Genomic DNA, 15,219 nt, shown 5'->3' on the forward strand with positions numbered 1-15,219 from the left:
AGCGTGTCATTGATCGCTTCCGACCAATTCCGCATCGTTGTCGGCCTCGGCAAGAGCGGCATGTCCCTGGTTCGCTTCCTGGCGAACCGGGGCATTGCCTTTGCGGTCGCCGACACCCGTGAGCAACCGCCGGAACTGGAAACCCTGCGCCGTGATTACCCGCAGGTGGAAGTGCGCTGTGGTGAACTGGACGTGGACTTCCTGTGCCGCGCCAACGAGCTGTACGTGAGTCCGGGCCTGGCCCTGGCCACCCCGGCCCTGCAGCAGGCGGCGGCACGTGGCGTGCAGCTGTCCGGTGACATCGAACTGTTCGCCCGCCATGCCAAGGCGCCGATCGTGGCGATCAGCGGCTCCAACGCGAAAAGCACCGTTACCACCCTGGTCGGCGAGATGGCCGCCAAGGCCGGCAAGCGCGTGGCCGTGGGTGGCAACCTGGGCACCCCGGCGCTGGACCTGCTGAGCGACGATGTCGAGCTGTATGTGCTGGAGCTGTCGAGCTTCCAGCTGGAGACCACCGACCAGCTCAACGCCGAAGTGGCCACCGTGCTGAATATCAGCGAAGACCACATGGACCGCTACAGCGGCCTGCCGGCCTACCACCTGGCCAAGCACCGGATCTTCCGCGGTGCCCGTCAGGTCGTGGTCAACCGCCAGGATGCCCTGAGCCGGCCGCTGCCGGTGGAAGGCCGCCCATGCTTCACCTTCGGTCTCAACCAGCCAGATTTCAAGGCCTTCGGCCTGCGCGAAGTCGATGGCGAGAAATACCTGGCGTACGAATTCCAGACGCTGATGCCGGTGCGTGAGTTGAAGGTTCGTGGCGCCCACAACCAGAGCAACGCCCTGGCGGCCCTGGCCCTCGGTCACGCTGCCGGCCTGCCGTTCGAGCCAATGCTCGAAGCGCTGCGTGAATTCAAGGGCCTGGCTCACCGTTGCCAGTGGATCCGTGAGCGCAACGCCGTCAACTGGTACGACGATTCCAAGGCCACCAACGTTGGTGCTGCCCTGGCGGCGATCGAAGGCCTGGGTGCGGACATCGACGGCAAACTGGTGCTGATCGCCGGTGGCGACGGCAAGGGTGCCGATTTCGCCGCCCTGCGCGAGCCGGTCAACAACTTCTGTCGCGCCGTGGTGCTGCTTGGCCGTGATGCCGAGCGCCTGGCCGAGGCCCTGGGCGATGGCGTGCCGCTGGTGCGGGTCAAGACCCTGGATGAGGCTGTGCAGCAGTGCGCCGAGCTGGCCCAGCCGGGTGACGCGGTGCTGCTGTCGCCGGCCTGCGCCAGCCTCGACATGTTCAAGAACTTCGAAGAACGCGGGCGCCTGTTCGCCCAGGCGGCGGGAGGGCTGGCATGATCTTCGGCATCCTCAAGCCGTATCCGTCGCCGCTGATCAGCGGCCGTGGCGTCGACCTCGACTTCGCCATGCTGGCCGGTTGCCTGGCGCTGCTGGGCCTGGGCCTGGTGATGATCACCTCGGCGTCGTCGGAAGTTGCTGCGGTGCAGTCCGGTAACCCGCTGTACCACATGTACCGTCACCTGGTGTACGTGTTCCTCGGCCTGGTTGCCTGTGGCGCGACCATGATGGTGCCGATCGCCACCTGGCAGCGCATGGGCTTCATGATGCTGATCGGTGCCTTCGGCCTGCTGGTGCTGGTGCTGGTGCCGGGGATCGGCCGTGAAGTGAACGGTTCGATGCGCTGGATCGGCTTCAGCTTCTTCAACGTGCAGCCCTCTGAGATCGCCAAGGTGTTCGTGGTCATCTACCTGGCTGGCTACCTGGTGCGCCGGCAGACCGAGGTGCGCGAGACCTGGATGGGCTTCTTCAAGCCGTTCATCGTGCTGCTGCCAATGGCGGCTCTGCTGCTGATGGAACCGGACTTCGGCGCCACCGTGGTGATGATGGGGGCCGCCGCCGCGATGCTGTTCCTCGGCGGGGTGGGGCTGTTCCGCTTCAGCCTGATGGTGGTGCTGGCGGTGGCTGCGGTGTTCATCCTGGTACAGGCGCAGCCTTACCGGATGGCGCGCCTGATCACCTTCACCGACCCCTGGTCCGACCAGTTCGGCTCCGGCTACCAGCTGACCCAGGCACTGATCGCCTTCGGCCGCGGCGAGTGGCTGGGTGTCGGCCTGGGGAACAGCGTGCAGAAGCAGTTCTACCTGCCTGAAGCGCACACCGACTTCGTGTTCTCGGTACTGGCCGAAGAGCTTGGCGTGGTTGGCTCGCTGGTGACCATCGCGCTGTTCGTCTTCGTCACCATCCGCGCGCTGTACATCGGCCTGTGGGCAGAGAAGGCGAAGCAGTTCTTCGCCGCCTACATGGCGTTCGGCCTGGCGTTCCTGTGGATCGGCCAGTTCCTGATCAACATCGGCGTGAACGTCGGCCTGCTGCCGACCAAGGGCCTGACCCTGCCATTCCTCAGTTACGGCGGTTCATCGCTGGTGATCTGCTGTGCTTGCGTGGGTTTGCTGTTGCGCATCGAATGGGAAAGTCGCACGCACCTGGGCAGCGAGGAGCACGAATTCAAAGAGAGCGATTTTGCCGAGGAGACCAGTCATGGCCGCTGACGGCAGGAACGTACTGATCATGGCAGGCGGCACCGGGGGCCACGTGTTCCCGGCCCTGGCCTGCGCCCGTGAATTCCAGGCCCGCGGCTACACCGTGCATTGGCTGGGCACCCCGCGTGGCATCGAGAACGAACTGGTGCCGCAAGCCGGCCTGCCACTGCACCTGATTCAGGTCAGTGGCCTGCGTGGCAAAGGCAAGCTTTCGCTGCTCAAGGCACCGTTCACCCTGGTCAAGGCGGTGCTCCAGGCGCGCCGTATCGTGCGCGAGCTCAAGCCCGTCTGTGTAGTTGGCTTCGGCGGCTATGTGACCGGCCCAGGCGGCGTTGCCGCACGGCTGTGCGGTGTGCCGTTGGTGATCCACGAGCAGAACGCCCGTGCCGGTACCACCAACCGCCTGCTGCTGCCCCTTGCGGCGCGTGTCTGCGAAGCCTTCCCGGCGACCTTCGACGCCAGCGACAAGCTGCGTACCACCGGCAACCCGGTGCGCCCGGAGCTGTTCATGGATGCCCAACGGGCGCCCCTGGCCGAGCGCCGCGCGCGCCTGCTGGTGATGGGGGGCAGCCTGGGTGCGGAACCATTGAACAAATTGTTGCCTAAGGCCCTGTCCGAAGTACCGGCGAACCTGCGCCCAGAGGTGTTCCACCAGGCCGGCAAGCACCATGCGCCGGCCACTGCCGAGCGTTACCGCGAAGCGGGTGTCGACGCTCAGGTCGAACCGTTCATCAAGGACATGGCCCATGCCTATGGCTGGGCCGATATCGTGGTCTGCCGGGCCGGTGCCCTGACAGTCAGCGAACTCGCGGCGGCGGGCCTGCCTTCAATGCTGGTGCCTTTGCCCCACGCGATCGACGACCACCAGACCTACAACGCCCAATATCTGGCCCAGGAAGGTGCTGCCTTCCTCATGCCACAAGCGACAACTGGCGCAGCGCAACTCGCTGAACGCCTGAACGAGGTGCTGATGCAACCCGAGAAACTCAACACCATGGCTGGCACCGCACGGCGCCTGGCCAAACCTGCTGCAACCAGCACCGTGGTCGATATCTGCCTGGAGGTGGCCCATGGTTGAAAGCCAGAAAGCCATGCCCCAGCCGAAGATGGGCCGCATCAATCGTATCCACTTCGTCGGTATCGGCGGCGTGGGCATGTGCGGTATCGCTGAAGTGCTGCTGAACCTGGGCTACCAGGTGTCCGGTTCCGACCTCAAGGCGTCGCCGGTTACCGAGCGCCTGGAGTCGTTCGGCGCCGAGATCTTCGTCGGCCACCGCGCCGAGAACGCCGCCAATGCCGATGTGCTGGTGGTGTCCAGCGCCATCAACCCAGCCAACCCGGAAGTCGCCACCGCCCTGGAGCGGCGTATTCCGGTGGTACCGCGTGCCGAGATGCTCGCCGAGCTGATGCGCTATCGCCATGGCGTGGCGGTTGCCGGTACCCACGGCAAGACCACCACCACCAGCCTGTTGGCTTCGGTATTCGCCGCCGGCGGTCTGGACCCGACTTTCGTCATCGGTGGTCGCCTGACCGCTGCCGGTACCAACGCGCAGCTGGGCACCAGCCGCTACCTGATTGCCGAAGCCGACGAAAGCGATGCCAGCTTCCTGCACCTGCAGCCGATGGTAGCCGTGGTCACCAACATCGACGCCGACCACATGGCAACCTACGAGGGTGACTTCAACAAGCTGAAGAAGACCTTCGTCGAGTTCCTGCACAACCTGCCGTTCTATGGCCTGGCCGTGATGTGCCTGGACGACCCTGTCGTGCGCGAGATCCTGCCGCAGGTCAAGCGCCCGACCGTCACCTACGGTTTCAGCGAAGAGGCCGACATCCGCGCCATCAACGTGCGCCAGCAGGGCATGCAGACCCACTTCACCGTGCTGCGCCGTGACTGCGAGCCGCTCGAGGTGTCGGTGAACATGCCTGGCAATCACAACGTGCTCAACGCCTTGGCCACCATCGCCATCGCCACTGACGAAGGCATCAGCGATGAAGCCATCGTCCAGGGCCTGTCCGGCTTCCAGGGTGTCGGCCGACGCTTCCAGGTCTACGGCGAACTGCCGGTCGACGGCGGCAGCGTGATGCTGGTCGATGACTATGGTCACCACCCGACCGAAGTGGCAGCAGTGATCAAGGCCGTGCGCGGTGGCTGGCCAAGCCGTCGCCTGGTGATCGTCTACCAGCCGCACCGCTACAGCCGTACCCGCGACCTGTACGACGATTTCGTCCAGGTGCTGGGCGATGCCAACGTGCTGCTGTTGATGGAGGTCTACCCGGCCGGCGAAGAGCCGATCCCCGGTGCCGACAGCCGCCAGCTGTGCCACAGCATCCGCCAGCGCGGCAAGCTGGACCCGATCTACATCGAACGTGGTGCCGAGCTGGCGCCGCTGGTCAAGCCGCTGCTGCGCGCCGGCGACATCCTGATCTGCCAGGGTGCCGGTGACGTCGGTGGCCTGGCTCCGCAACTGATGAAAAGCCCGCTGTTCGCTGGCGCCCAGCAGGAGAAGTCGAAATGACCAGCGCCTACGAACAACTGCACTCGACCCTGGACGTGAAAGCATTCGGCCGCGTGGCCGTGCTATACGGCGGCAAGAGCGCCGAGCGTGAAGTGTCGCTGAAGTCCGGCGCCGCGGTGATCGACGCACTGACCAGTGCCGGTGTCGATGTGGTCGGCATCGATGTCGGTGACGACCTGCTGGAGCGCCTGCAGAGCGAGAAAATCGACCGCGCCTTCATCATCCTCCACGGCCGTGGCGGTGAGGACGGCAGCATGCAGGGCCTGCTCGAGTGCCTGGGCATCCCCTACACCGGCAGCGGCATCCTCGCTTCGGCACTGGCCATGGACAAGCTGCGCACCAAGCAGGTGTGGCAGAGCCTGGGTATTCCGACCCCGCGCCACGCGGTGCTGGCCAGTGTCCAGGATTGTGTTGCAGCCAGTACGGAACTGGGCTTCCCGCTTATCGTCAAACCTGCCCATGAAGGCTCTAGCATCGGCATGGCCAAGGTGAATAGCGAGCAGGAACTGATCGCTGCCTGGCAAGACGCCGCCCGCTACGATTCGCAAGTCCTGGTCGAGCAATGGATTCACGGCCCGGAGTTCACCATCGCCGTTCTGCGTGGCCAGGTGCTGCCGCCGATCGCCCTGGGCACTCCGCACGTGTTCTACGACTACGACGCCAAGTACATCGCCAATGACACCCAGTACCGCATCCCGTGTGGCCTGGACAGTGCCAAGGAGCAGGAACTGATCGACCTGACCGCGCGCGCCTGCGATGCCATCGGCATCGAAGGCTGGGGCCGGCTGGACGTGATGCAGGACGAGCTGGGCCGGTTCTGGCTGCTCGAAGTCAACACCGCACCCGGCATGACTGATCATAGCCTGGTGCCCATGGCGGCCCGCGCGGCCGGCCTGGACTTCCAGCAACTGGTGCTGGCGATCCTGGCCGAAAGCGTGGCGACGCGAGGTTAACCATCATGCAAGGCGCAATGATACGTCAGCAGCAACCCGTTACCGGCCGCAGCAAGCCGGTGCCGCGCGGTGCCAGCCGACTGGTGGCCGACGAGCCCGTATCGGCGCGCCTGCCGCGGCCCAGCCTGGGCGGCCTCAAGCGACTGCTGTGGCCGATCGTGCTGGTGGCTGCAGGCTTCGGCGCCTATGAGGGCGCCATCCGCCTGATGCCCTATGCCGACCGGCCGATCACCAAGATCGACGTGCAGGGTGACCTCAGCTACATCAGCCAGCAGTCGGTGCAGCAGCGCATTGCGCCGTATGTGGCGGCGAGCTTCTTCAGCGTCGACCTCACCGCGATGCGCGCCGAGCTCGAGCAGATGCCGTGGATCGCCCATGCCGAAGTACGCCGGGTGTGGCCGGACGAAGTGGTGATTCGCCTGGAAGAACAGCTGCCGGTGGCGCGCTGGGGTGATGAGGCCTTGCTCAACAACCAGGGCCAGGCCTTCACTCCGCGCGAGCTGGCCAACTATGAGCACCTGCCGCAGCTGGCCGGGCCGCAGCGTGCTCAGCAACAAGTCATGCAGCAATATCAGGTATTGAGCCAGATGCTGCGCCCCTTGGGCTTTTCCATCGCTCGCCTTGAGCTGCGCGAGCGGGGCAGCTGGTTCCTGACCACCGGTGCGAGCAGTGCCGGGCCGGGCATCGAGCTGCTGTTGGGGCGCGACCATCTGGTGGAGAAGATGCGCCGTTTCATTGCCATTTACGACAAGACACTCAAAGAGCAGATCACCAATATCGCCCGCATTGATCTGCGTTATGCCAACGGACTTGCCGTTGGTTGGCGGGAACCGAACGCACCGACGACGGCCAAACCCGCCGTTGCGAAGAATTAGAGAGAGGCAGGACCATGGCAAACGCGCATAGCGGCAAAATGATCGTCGGGCTGGACATCGGCACTTCCAAGGTGGTGGCGCTGGTGGGTGAAGTGGGCGAAGACGGCACCCTCGAGATCGTGGGCATCGGCACCCATCCATCCCGCGGCCTGAAGAAGGGCGTGGTGGTGAACATCGAATCGACCGTGCAGTCGATCCAGCGTGCAGTGGAAGAAGCCCAGCTGATGGCTGGCTGCCGTATCCACTCGGCGTTCGTCGGCGTAGCCGGCAACCACATCCGCAGCCTGAACTCCCACGGCATCGTCGCCATCCGCGACCGCGAGGTCAGCGTTGCCGACCTCGAGCGTGTGCTCGACGCCGCCCAGGCCGTGGCCATCCCGGCTGACCAGCGCGTGCTGCACACCTTGCCGCAGGACTACGTGATCGACAACCAGGAAGGCGTGCGCGAGCCGCTGGGCATGTCTGGCGTGCGCCTGGAAGCGAAGGTTCACGTGGTCACCTGCGCGGTCAACGCGGCGCAGAACATCGAAAAGTGCGTACGCCGCTGCGGCCTGGAAATCGACGACATCATCCTCGAGCAGCTGGCCTCGGCCTACTCGGTGCTGACCGATGACGAGAAAGAACTGGGTGTGTGCCTGGTGGACATCGGTGGTGGCACTACCGACATCGCCATCTTCACCGAGGGTGCGATCCGTCACACCGCGGTCATCCCGATTGCCGGCGACCAGGTGACCAACGACATCGCCATGGCCCTGCGTACGCCGACCCAGTACGCCGAAGAAATCAAGATCCGCTACGCCTGCGCCCTGGCCAAGCTGGCCGGCGCCGGCGAGACCATCAAGGTGCCGAGCGTGGGCGACCGCCCACCGCGCGAGCTGTCGCGCCAGGCCCTGGCCGAGGTGGTGGAGCCACGTTACGACGAGCTCTTCACCCTGATCCAGGCCGAGCTGCGCCGCAGCGGTTACGAGGACTTGGTGCCAGCCGGCATCGTCCTCACCGGCGGCACCGCGAAGATGGAAGGCGCCGTGGAACTGGCCGAGGAAATCTTCCACATGCCGGTACGCCTGGGCGTACCGCACAGCGTTCGGGGGCTGAGCGACGTGGTGCGCAACCCGATCTATTCCACCGGTGTGGGCTTGCTCACCTATGGGCTGCTCAAGCAGTCCGAGGACCTGGTCCTGACCGGTAACACCAACAGCAGCAACAACAGCTATGGCGATGAACCGAAGGCCCCAGTGCTTGAGCGCTTCAAGAAATGGGTCCAGGGCAACTTCTAAGTTTCAAAGCAGTAGTGGTAGGCGCAACAACTAGAGAACTGTAAGGAGAGGGAAAATGTTCGAGCTCGTAGACAACGTCCCGCAAAGTCCGGTCATCAAGGTGATCGGCGTCGGCGGTGGCGGCGGCAACGCCGTCAACCACATGGTGAAGAGCAGCATCGAAGGCGTCGAGTTCATCTGCGCCAACACCGATGCCCAGGCGCTGAAAAACATTGGCGCACGCACCATCCTGCAACTGGGTACCGGCGTGACCAAGGGCCTGGGTGCTGGTGCCAATCCGGAAGTCGGCCGTCAGGCCGCGCTGGAAGACCGTGAGCGCATCGCTGAGGTGCTGCAGGGCACCAACATGGTGTTCATCACCACCGGCATGGGCGGCGGTACCGGTACCGGCGCGGCGCCGATCATCGCCGAAGTGGCCAAGGAAATGGGTATTCTCACCGTTGCAGTGGTGACCCGTCCGTTCCCGTTCGAAGGCCGCAAGCGCATGCAGATCGCCGACGAAGGCATCCGCATGCTGGCTGAGAGCGTCGACTCGCTCATCACCATCCCCAACGAGAAGCTGCTGACCATCCTGGGCAAGGATGCCAGCCTGCTGTCCGCCTTTGCCAAGGCCGACGATGTACTGGCCGGTGCCGTTCGCGGTATCTCCGACATCATCAAGCGCCCGGGCATGATCAACGTCGACTTCGCCGACGTGCGCACCGTCATGGGTGAAATGGGCATGGCGATGATGGGTACCGGCTGCGCCAGCGGTCCGAACCGTGCTCGCGAAGCCACCGAAGCGGCCATTCGCAACCCGCTGCTCGAAGACGTCAACCTGCAGGGCGCCCGCGGCATCCTGGTGAACATCACCGCCGGTCCTGACCTGTCGCTTGGTGAGTACTCCGATGTAGGTAGCATCATCGAAGCCTTCGCCTCCGACCACGCCATGGTCAAGGTCGGTACCGTGATCGACCCTGACATGCGTGACGAACTGCACGTGACCGTGGTTGCCACCGGTCTGGGCGCGCGCATCGAAAAACCGGTCAAGGTGGTCGACAACACCCTGCAGACCGCTCAGCAGGTGTACGAGGCTTCCAACCCGGCGCCGGTGCGTCAGGAGCAGCCAGCCGTCAACTACCGTGACCTGGAGCGCCCGACCGTGATGCGCAACCAGGCCCACGCCGGTGCCGCTGCGGCAGCTAAACTCAACCCTCAGGATGATCTGGACTACCTCGATATCCCAGCCTTCTTGCGTCGTCAGGCTGATTGATGGAATTTATCAGGGGTATAAGGGTGATTGGTGTTCAGCAAAGGCCGGGTCTGTTATCATCCCCAGCCTTTGTTGATACCTGTTCGCATTATTTGCGCTGAAGCGGCCAATGCCATGATTAGACAACGCACCCTGAAGAATACCATCCGTGCCACGGGCGTCGGCCTGCACTCCGGGGAGAAGGTCTACCTGACCCTCAAGCCTGCGCCTGTCGACACCGGCATCGTCTTCCGTCGCGCCGACCTTGACCCTGTGGTCGAGATCCCGGCGCGTGCGGCTAACGTCGGTGAGACCACCATGTCCACCACGCTGGTCAACGGTGACGTCAAGGTCGATACGGTCGAGCACCTGCTCTCCGCCATGGCGGGCCTGGGCATCGATAACGCCTACGTCGAGCTCTCCGCCTCGGAAGTGCCGATCATGGATGGCAGCGCCGGTCCCTTCGTATTTCTGATTCAGTCTGCTGGCCTGGAAGAGCAGGACGCAGCCAAGAAGTTCATCCGCATCCTGCGCGAAGTGACAGTGGTGGAGGGCGACAAGAGCGCCACCTTCCTGCCATTCGACGGGTTCAAGGTGAGCTTCGAGATCGACTTCGATCACCCGGTCCTCAAGGGCCAGACCCAGAGTGCGGTCGTCGACTTCTCCAGCACCTCTTTCGTGAAGGAAGTCAGCCGCGCCCGTACTTTCGGCTTCATGCGTGACATCGAGTACCTGCGCAAGCACAACCTTGCGCTGGGCGGCAGTGTCGAGAACGCCATCGTGGTCGACGAGACCGGTGTGCTCAACGAAGACGGCCTTCGTTCCGATGACGAATTCGTCAAGCACAAGATCCTCGACGCCATTGGCGACCTTTACCTGCTGGGCAACAGCCTGATCGGCGAGTTCAAGGGCTACAAGTCCGGCCACGCGCTGAACAACCAGCTGCTGCGCAAGCTCATCGCTGAAACCGATGCCTGGGAAGTGGTCACTTTCGAAGATGCCAGCACGGCACCGATCTCCTACATGCGCCCTGTTGCGGCTGTGTAAGTTCGAACACTCTCTAGTTCATTAAGGCCACCTTCGGGTGGCCTTTTTTATCTTCGCTCTGATTCGACAATGCTCGCGAGTATTTGCATTTTGCAAAGCAGGCGTTTTATTTTTACACGATCTCAGGCAGGGAATTTTTGTCGTGGCTGGTCAAGATTGAAGGTGACTTCATTGTCATGAAGTCAATGAGGCTATTATCGATTGCGTTGAAGACAATGTATTTGACCAACTTTCCTTCGTTGCTCCGATACCTGACCCAATAGTTCAACGGGCTAACCGGTTCGGCGGCCCCTTTTACATCGATGGTGTGCAGTGGGTTGGCCGCAAGGTCGTCATGGAAGCTGACGGTGCAGTCATAGTGGACTTGGGTCCACGCGAACTGTATATATCCGTACTCTCCATTGAGCTCAAACACGGCACGCTGTCTGTCACTGCTTTGGCTTTTCGCCAGTATGATGCCCTTCTTTTCAGACATTCCAGGTACTGTTTTGTCGGTGTTTTTTACTCCCATCTCTGAGCCATTTTTTCCGCCCTGATTATGCAAGGTGAAATGGCGTAGCTTGAGGCTTTCGCCTGGCTGAATCAGCTTGGGCTCTTCGTTCTCAAAGTCAATTTCAACAACGTGCGGATAGAGGCGGATGTCATCAAATTCGATCCGTACTACTCCCTCTTCGGGCTCGACGCTGCCAAGGGTCAAGGTGTGCTCAGAAGCGGTAGCCCTAAAGTCGACGATGAAGCGCTCCCATTCATCCGTTTTTTTCAGGTCGGAACGATGGTGAAAAATATCATCGATACTCCAGGATAACTGCGTTGGCGCGCCATCAATTTGGGGGCGTTTTGCGAGCAGGCTGATTGCGTAAATATTACCTGCAACAAGGTTTTCGATGGTTTTTCGAATCAGTGGTGTTGCTTGGTAGCAACTGGGTGGTGACAGATCATTGGGTGCGCTGGAAAGGCTGACGTAAGTGTTTAAATTCTGTTCTTCAAGCGATAGGCAACGCTTTTGTTTGCTGTGCGACCAATCATTCCACTGTTTGTCGGAAAATTGGGTACGTTCACTGTGGTCGGCAGGGTTGGTAGTCATTTCGCAATCCTCGGTTAAGAGTGCTCAATTGACCATTCTCATACGACGCTGGCTACTGACAAAAATATCAGTTCTGCCGTTCTGCCCAGGGAGATATTTTACCTTGTTGTGCTGCTATCAATGATCGCATGGCCAGCTAGCCGTTCGAGTGCTGCGCGGAGTTTAGGGTCACTGATGCCTTCTGCGGTATCACGAAGGCTTTCAGCCGCATTATTGGAGAGCACTGCAGCATGTCCAGCGCGTTTGGCGGGCACTAGCGGCGGCTGCACCTTGTAAAGGATGCGCCTGAGGTTGCCGAAGGCTTCCATGGCCTGTAACGCCGCCAGCAGGCGCTTCTGCTGGTAGCGCAGGCGCGTGGCCCAATGGCCGTCGGTGACCACCAGCAACAATGTGCCGTCCCGCCACGAGGCCACATGGCAATGCTCGCGGGCCGCTGGTTGCAGCTGGCTTTCCAGCAGGCGCTGCAGGTGCTCCAGGCGCTCGGCCTGGTTCAGCAGCAGGCGCAGCGGGCGGTTCTGGCGCAGCAGGGTGGCGGGCGGCTGGGCGGGGGAGGGTTTGAAGGCCATGGTGGTGTGCATCCAGTGACAAGGTGGCCAGTCTAACATCCTCGTTGCCTGAGCTGGCCTCTTCGCAGGATAGGAGTCATTCTCGCTATTGTTTCATCAACCCGCGGGTTGAACTCGGGGAAAATACCCCTATCTTAGAAAAGCCCCCGCCTAAGCGCTGTGCCAGCATCGTGGCAATCGACCACTTTCCTCACCATCGTTTCCGGGTAGAATGCTCGTTCGCATGCGGCCTCAGGGCTGCACGGGCGACTCATGGGGCCGCCCTCCATCCCTACGTGTGGAAGATCCTGCCGATATGTTTGCGCCTTTGTTAAAAAAACTTTTTGGAAGCAAGAATGAGCGTGAAGTCAAACGCATGCTCAAGACGGTTGCTATCGTCAATGCCTTCGAAGAGAAGATGGTGGCCCTCTCCGACGAGCAACTGCGGGCCAAGACCGCAGAGTTCAAGGAGCGCCTGGCCAAAGGCGAGACACTGGACCAACTGCTGCCCGAAGCCTTCGCCGTGGCCCGAGAGGCCGGCAAGCGCGTGATGGGCATGCGCCACTTCGACGTGCAGCTGATCGGCGGCATGACCCTGCACGAGGGCATGATCGCAGAAATGCGTACCGGTGAAGGCAAGACCTTGGTCGGTACCCTGGCCGTTTACCTCAATGCCCTGTCTGGCAAAGGCGTACACGTGGTCACGGTGAACGACTACCTGGCCCGCCGTGACGCCAACTGGATGCGCCCGCTGTACGAATTCCTTGGCCTGTCCGTAGGCATCGTCTCGGCCTTCCAGCCGCCTGAAGAAAAGCGTGCCGCCTACGCCGCCGACATCACCTACGGCACCAACAACGAATTCGGTTTCGACTACCTGCGCGACAACATGGCGTTCAGCCAGGAAGAGAAGTTCCAGCGTGAACTGAACTTCGCCGTGATCGACGAAGTCGACTCGATCCTCATCGACGAAGCGCGCACCCCGCTGATCATCTCCGGCCAGGCCGAAGACAGCTCCAAGCTGTACATCGAGATCAACCGCCTGATCCCGCGCCTGACCCAGCACATCGAAGAAGTCGAAGGCCAGGTCACCCAGGAAGGCCACTTCACCATCGACGAGAAGAGCCGCCAGGTCGAACTCAACGAAGCCGGTCACCAGTTCATCGAAGAGATGCTGACCCAGGCCGGGCTGCTGGCCGAAGGCGAGAGCCTGTACTCGGCGCACAACCTGGGCCTGCTGACCCACGTCTACGCTGGCCTGCGGGCACACAAGCTGTTCCACCGCAACATCGAATACATTGTCCAGGACGGCCAGGTTCTGCTGATCGACGAACACACCGGCCGTACCATGCCGGGTCGTCGCCTGTCCGAAGGCCTGCACCAGGCCATCGAGGCAAAAGAAAACCTGAACATCCAGGCCGAAAGCCAGACCCTGGCATCGACCACCTTCCAGAACTACTTCCGTCTGTACAGCAAGCTGTCCGGCATGACCGGTACCGCCGACACCGAAGCGTTCGAGTTCCAGTCGATTTACGCCCTGAACGTGATGGTCATTCCGCCGAACAAGCCGCTGGCGCGTAAAGACTTCAACGACCTGGTGTACCTGACCGCCGACGAGAAATACGCCGCGATCATCGCCGACATCAAAGAGAGCATGACCCAGGGCCGCCCGATCCTGGTGGGTACCGCCACCATCGAAACTTCGGAGCACATGTCGAACCTGCTGAAGAAGGAAGGTATCGACCACAAGGTACTGAACGCCAAGTACCACGAGAAGGAAGCCGAGATCATCGCCCAAGCCGGTGCTCCGGGTGCGCTGACCATCGCCACCAACATGGCTGGCCGTGGTACCGACATCCTGCTGGGCGGTAACTGGGAAGCCGAAGTGGCTGCCCTGGAAAACCCGACCCCCGAGCAGATCGCCCAGATCAAGGCCGACTGGCAGAAGCGTCACCAGCAGGTGATTCAAGCCGGTGGCCTGCACGTGATCGCTTCCGAGCGTCATGAATCGCGCCGTATCGACAACCAGCTGCGTGGCCGTTCCGGCCGTCAGGGTGACCCGGGTTCGAGCCGCTTCTACCTGTCGCTGGAAGACAGCCTGATGCGCATCTTCGCCTCCGACCGGGTGAAGAACTTCATGAAGGCACTGGGCATGCAGTCTGGTGAGGCCATCGAGCACCGCATGGTCACCAACGCCATCGAAAAAGCCCAGCGCAAGGTCGAAGGCCGCAACTTCGACATCCGCAAACAGCTGCTTGAATACGATGACGTGGCCAACGAACAGCGCAAGGTGATCTACCACATGCGCAACAGCCTGCTGGCAGCCGATAACATTGGCGATACCATCGCCGAGTTCCGCCAGGAAGTGCTGGACGCCACCATCAGCCAGCACATCCCGCCGCAGTCACTGCCAGAGCAGTGGGACGTGGCCGGCCTCGAAGCTTCGCTGGCCAGCGACTTCGCCATGAAGCTGCCGATCCAGCAGTGGCTGGACGAGGACGATCACCTCTACGAGGAGACCCTGCGCGAGAAGCTGCTGAACGAGATCACCACCGCCTACACCGAGAAGGAAGACCAGGCCGGCATCGAAGCGCTGCGTACCTTCGAGAAGCAGATCCTCCTGCGCGTGCTGGACGACCTGTGGAAAGACCACCTGTCGACCATGGACCACCTGCGTCACGGTATCCACCTGCGTGGTTACGCACAGAAGAACCCGAAGCAGGAGTACAAGCGCGAGTCGTTCACGCTGTTCCAGGAACTGCTCGAGTCGATCAAGCGCGACACCATCCGCGTGCTGTCGCATGTTCAAGTGCGCCGCGAAGACCCGGCCGAGGAAGAAGCCCGCCTGCGCCGCGAGGCCGAGGAGCTGGCTAGCCGCATGCAGTTCCAGCACGCAGCCGCGCCGGGCCTTGAAAGCGAGCAACTGAGCGAGGAGGGCGCCGAAGTGGCCGTGGCCGCTGCCCCGGTGCGCAACGACCTCAAGCTGGGCCGCAACGAGCCGTGCTGGTGTGGTTCGGGCAAGAAATTCAAGCATTGCCATGGTCAGATCGAGTGACCTGACCTGATTGTTGTATCGTGACATCCCTGGGGGCCGCATTGCGGCCCCCTTTTTCCATATTCACCGTATTTCTAGGAGCGC

12 protein-coding genes are annotated in these 15,219 nt (G+C 62.2%); 10 read left to right on the forward strand and 2 right to left on the reverse strand.

The annotated features are described in order from the left end of the window. The first annotated feature begins 3 nt into the window (after positions 1–3). From murD to lpxC, 9 genes are all read left to right on the forward strand, one after another. Positions 4–1,350 carry a UDP-N-acetylmuramoyl-L-alanine--D-glutamate ligase gene (gene murD, locus BGP85_RS17970; protein WP_103449222.1) on the forward strand — a complete coding sequence of 449 codons (1,347 nt, stop codon included), beginning with the start codon at positions 4–6 and terminating at the stop codon, positions 1,348–1,350. Beyond that, positions 1,347–2,561 carry a putative lipid II flippase FtsW gene (gene ftsW / locus BGP85_RS17975; RefSeq protein ID WP_103449223.1) on the forward strand — a complete coding sequence of 405 codons (1,215 nt, stop codon included), beginning with the start codon at positions 1,347–1,349 and terminating at the stop codon, positions 2,559–2,561. Before murD ends, ftsW begins: the two co-directional genes overlap by 4 nt. Next, complete coding sequence (murG, locus tag BGP85_RS17980) at positions 2,551–3,630, forward strand: undecaprenyldiphospho-muramoylpentapeptide beta-N-acetylglucosaminyltransferase (RefSeq protein ID WP_103449224.1); 1,080 nt, start codon at positions 2,551–2,553, stop codon at positions 3,628–3,630. The genes ftsW and murG overlap by 11 nt, the downstream gene beginning before the upstream one ends. Next, a complete protein-coding gene (gene murC / locus BGP85_RS17985) occupies positions 3,623–5,071 on the forward strand; it encodes a UDP-N-acetylmuramate--L-alanine ligase (RefSeq protein ID WP_103449225.1) in 1,449 nt (482 codons plus the stop codon). The genes murG and murC overlap by 8 nt, the downstream gene beginning before the upstream one ends. Further along, positions 5,068–6,024 (forward strand): D-alanine--D-alanine ligase, encoded by a 957-nt coding sequence (locus BGP85_RS17990; protein ID WP_103449227.1) that lies wholly within the window; start codon positions 5,068–5,070, stop codon positions 6,022–6,024. The genes murC and BGP85_RS17990 overlap by 4 nt, the downstream gene beginning before the upstream one ends. Before the next feature lie 5 nt (positions 6,025–6,029). After that, positions 6,030–6,899, forward strand: a complete 870-nt coding sequence (locus tag BGP85_RS17995) for a cell division protein FtsQ/DivIB (protein ID WP_103449230.1) — start codon at positions 6,030–6,032, stop codon at positions 6,897–6,899. Between the two features lie 14 nt (positions 6,900–6,913). Next, complete coding sequence (gene ftsA, locus BGP85_RS18000; protein WP_103449232.1) at positions 6,914–8,176, forward strand: cell division protein FtsA; 1,263 nt, start codon at positions 6,914–6,916, stop codon at positions 8,174–8,176. 55 nt (positions 8,177–8,231) lie between these two features. Continuing rightward, a complete protein-coding gene (gene ftsZ / locus BGP85_RS18005) occupies positions 8,232–9,428 on the forward strand; it encodes a cell division protein FtsZ (protein ID WP_003260772.1) in 1,197 nt (398 codons plus the stop codon). Positions 9,429–9,542: 114 nt separating this feature from the next. Further along, on the forward strand, positions 9,543–10,454 hold the full coding sequence (gene lpxC, locus BGP85_RS18010) for a UDP-3-O-acyl-N-acetylglucosamine deacetylase (protein WP_060508542.1): 912 nt from the start codon (positions 9,543–9,545) through the stop codon (positions 10,452–10,454). A gap of 112 nt (positions 10,455–10,566) precedes the next feature. Here the strand turns inward: lpxC and BGP85_RS18015 are convergent, their stop codons facing one another. Next, positions 10,567–11,538, reverse strand: a complete 972-nt coding sequence (locus BGP85_RS18015) for a hypothetical protein (protein WP_103449234.1) — start codon at positions 11,536–11,538, stop codon at positions 10,567–10,569. Positions 11,539–11,636: 98 nt separating this feature from the next. After that, positions 11,637–12,104, reverse strand: coding sequence for a DUF721 domain-containing protein (locus BGP85_RS18020; protein WP_103449879.1), 468 nt, complete (start codon positions 12,102–12,104; stop codon positions 11,637–11,639). Positions 12,105–12,399: 295 nt separating this feature from the next. On the opposite strand from BGP85_RS18020, the gene secA reads away from it, so the two are divergent. Beyond that, the gene (secA, locus tag BGP85_RS18025) at positions 12,400–15,135 is read left to right on the forward strand and encodes a preprotein translocase subunit SecA (RefSeq protein ID WP_103449235.1); all 2,736 of its coding nucleotides are present in this window, start codon (positions 12,400–12,402) and stop codon (positions 15,133–15,135) included. The last annotated feature ends 84 nt before the right edge of the window (positions 15,136–15,219 follow it).

Origin of the sequence: Pseudomonas putida (assembly GCF_002906855.1) — a bacterium.
Classification (GTDB): Bacteria; Pseudomonadota; Gammaproteobacteria; order Pseudomonadales; family Pseudomonadaceae; genus Aquipseudomonas; species Aquipseudomonas putida_N.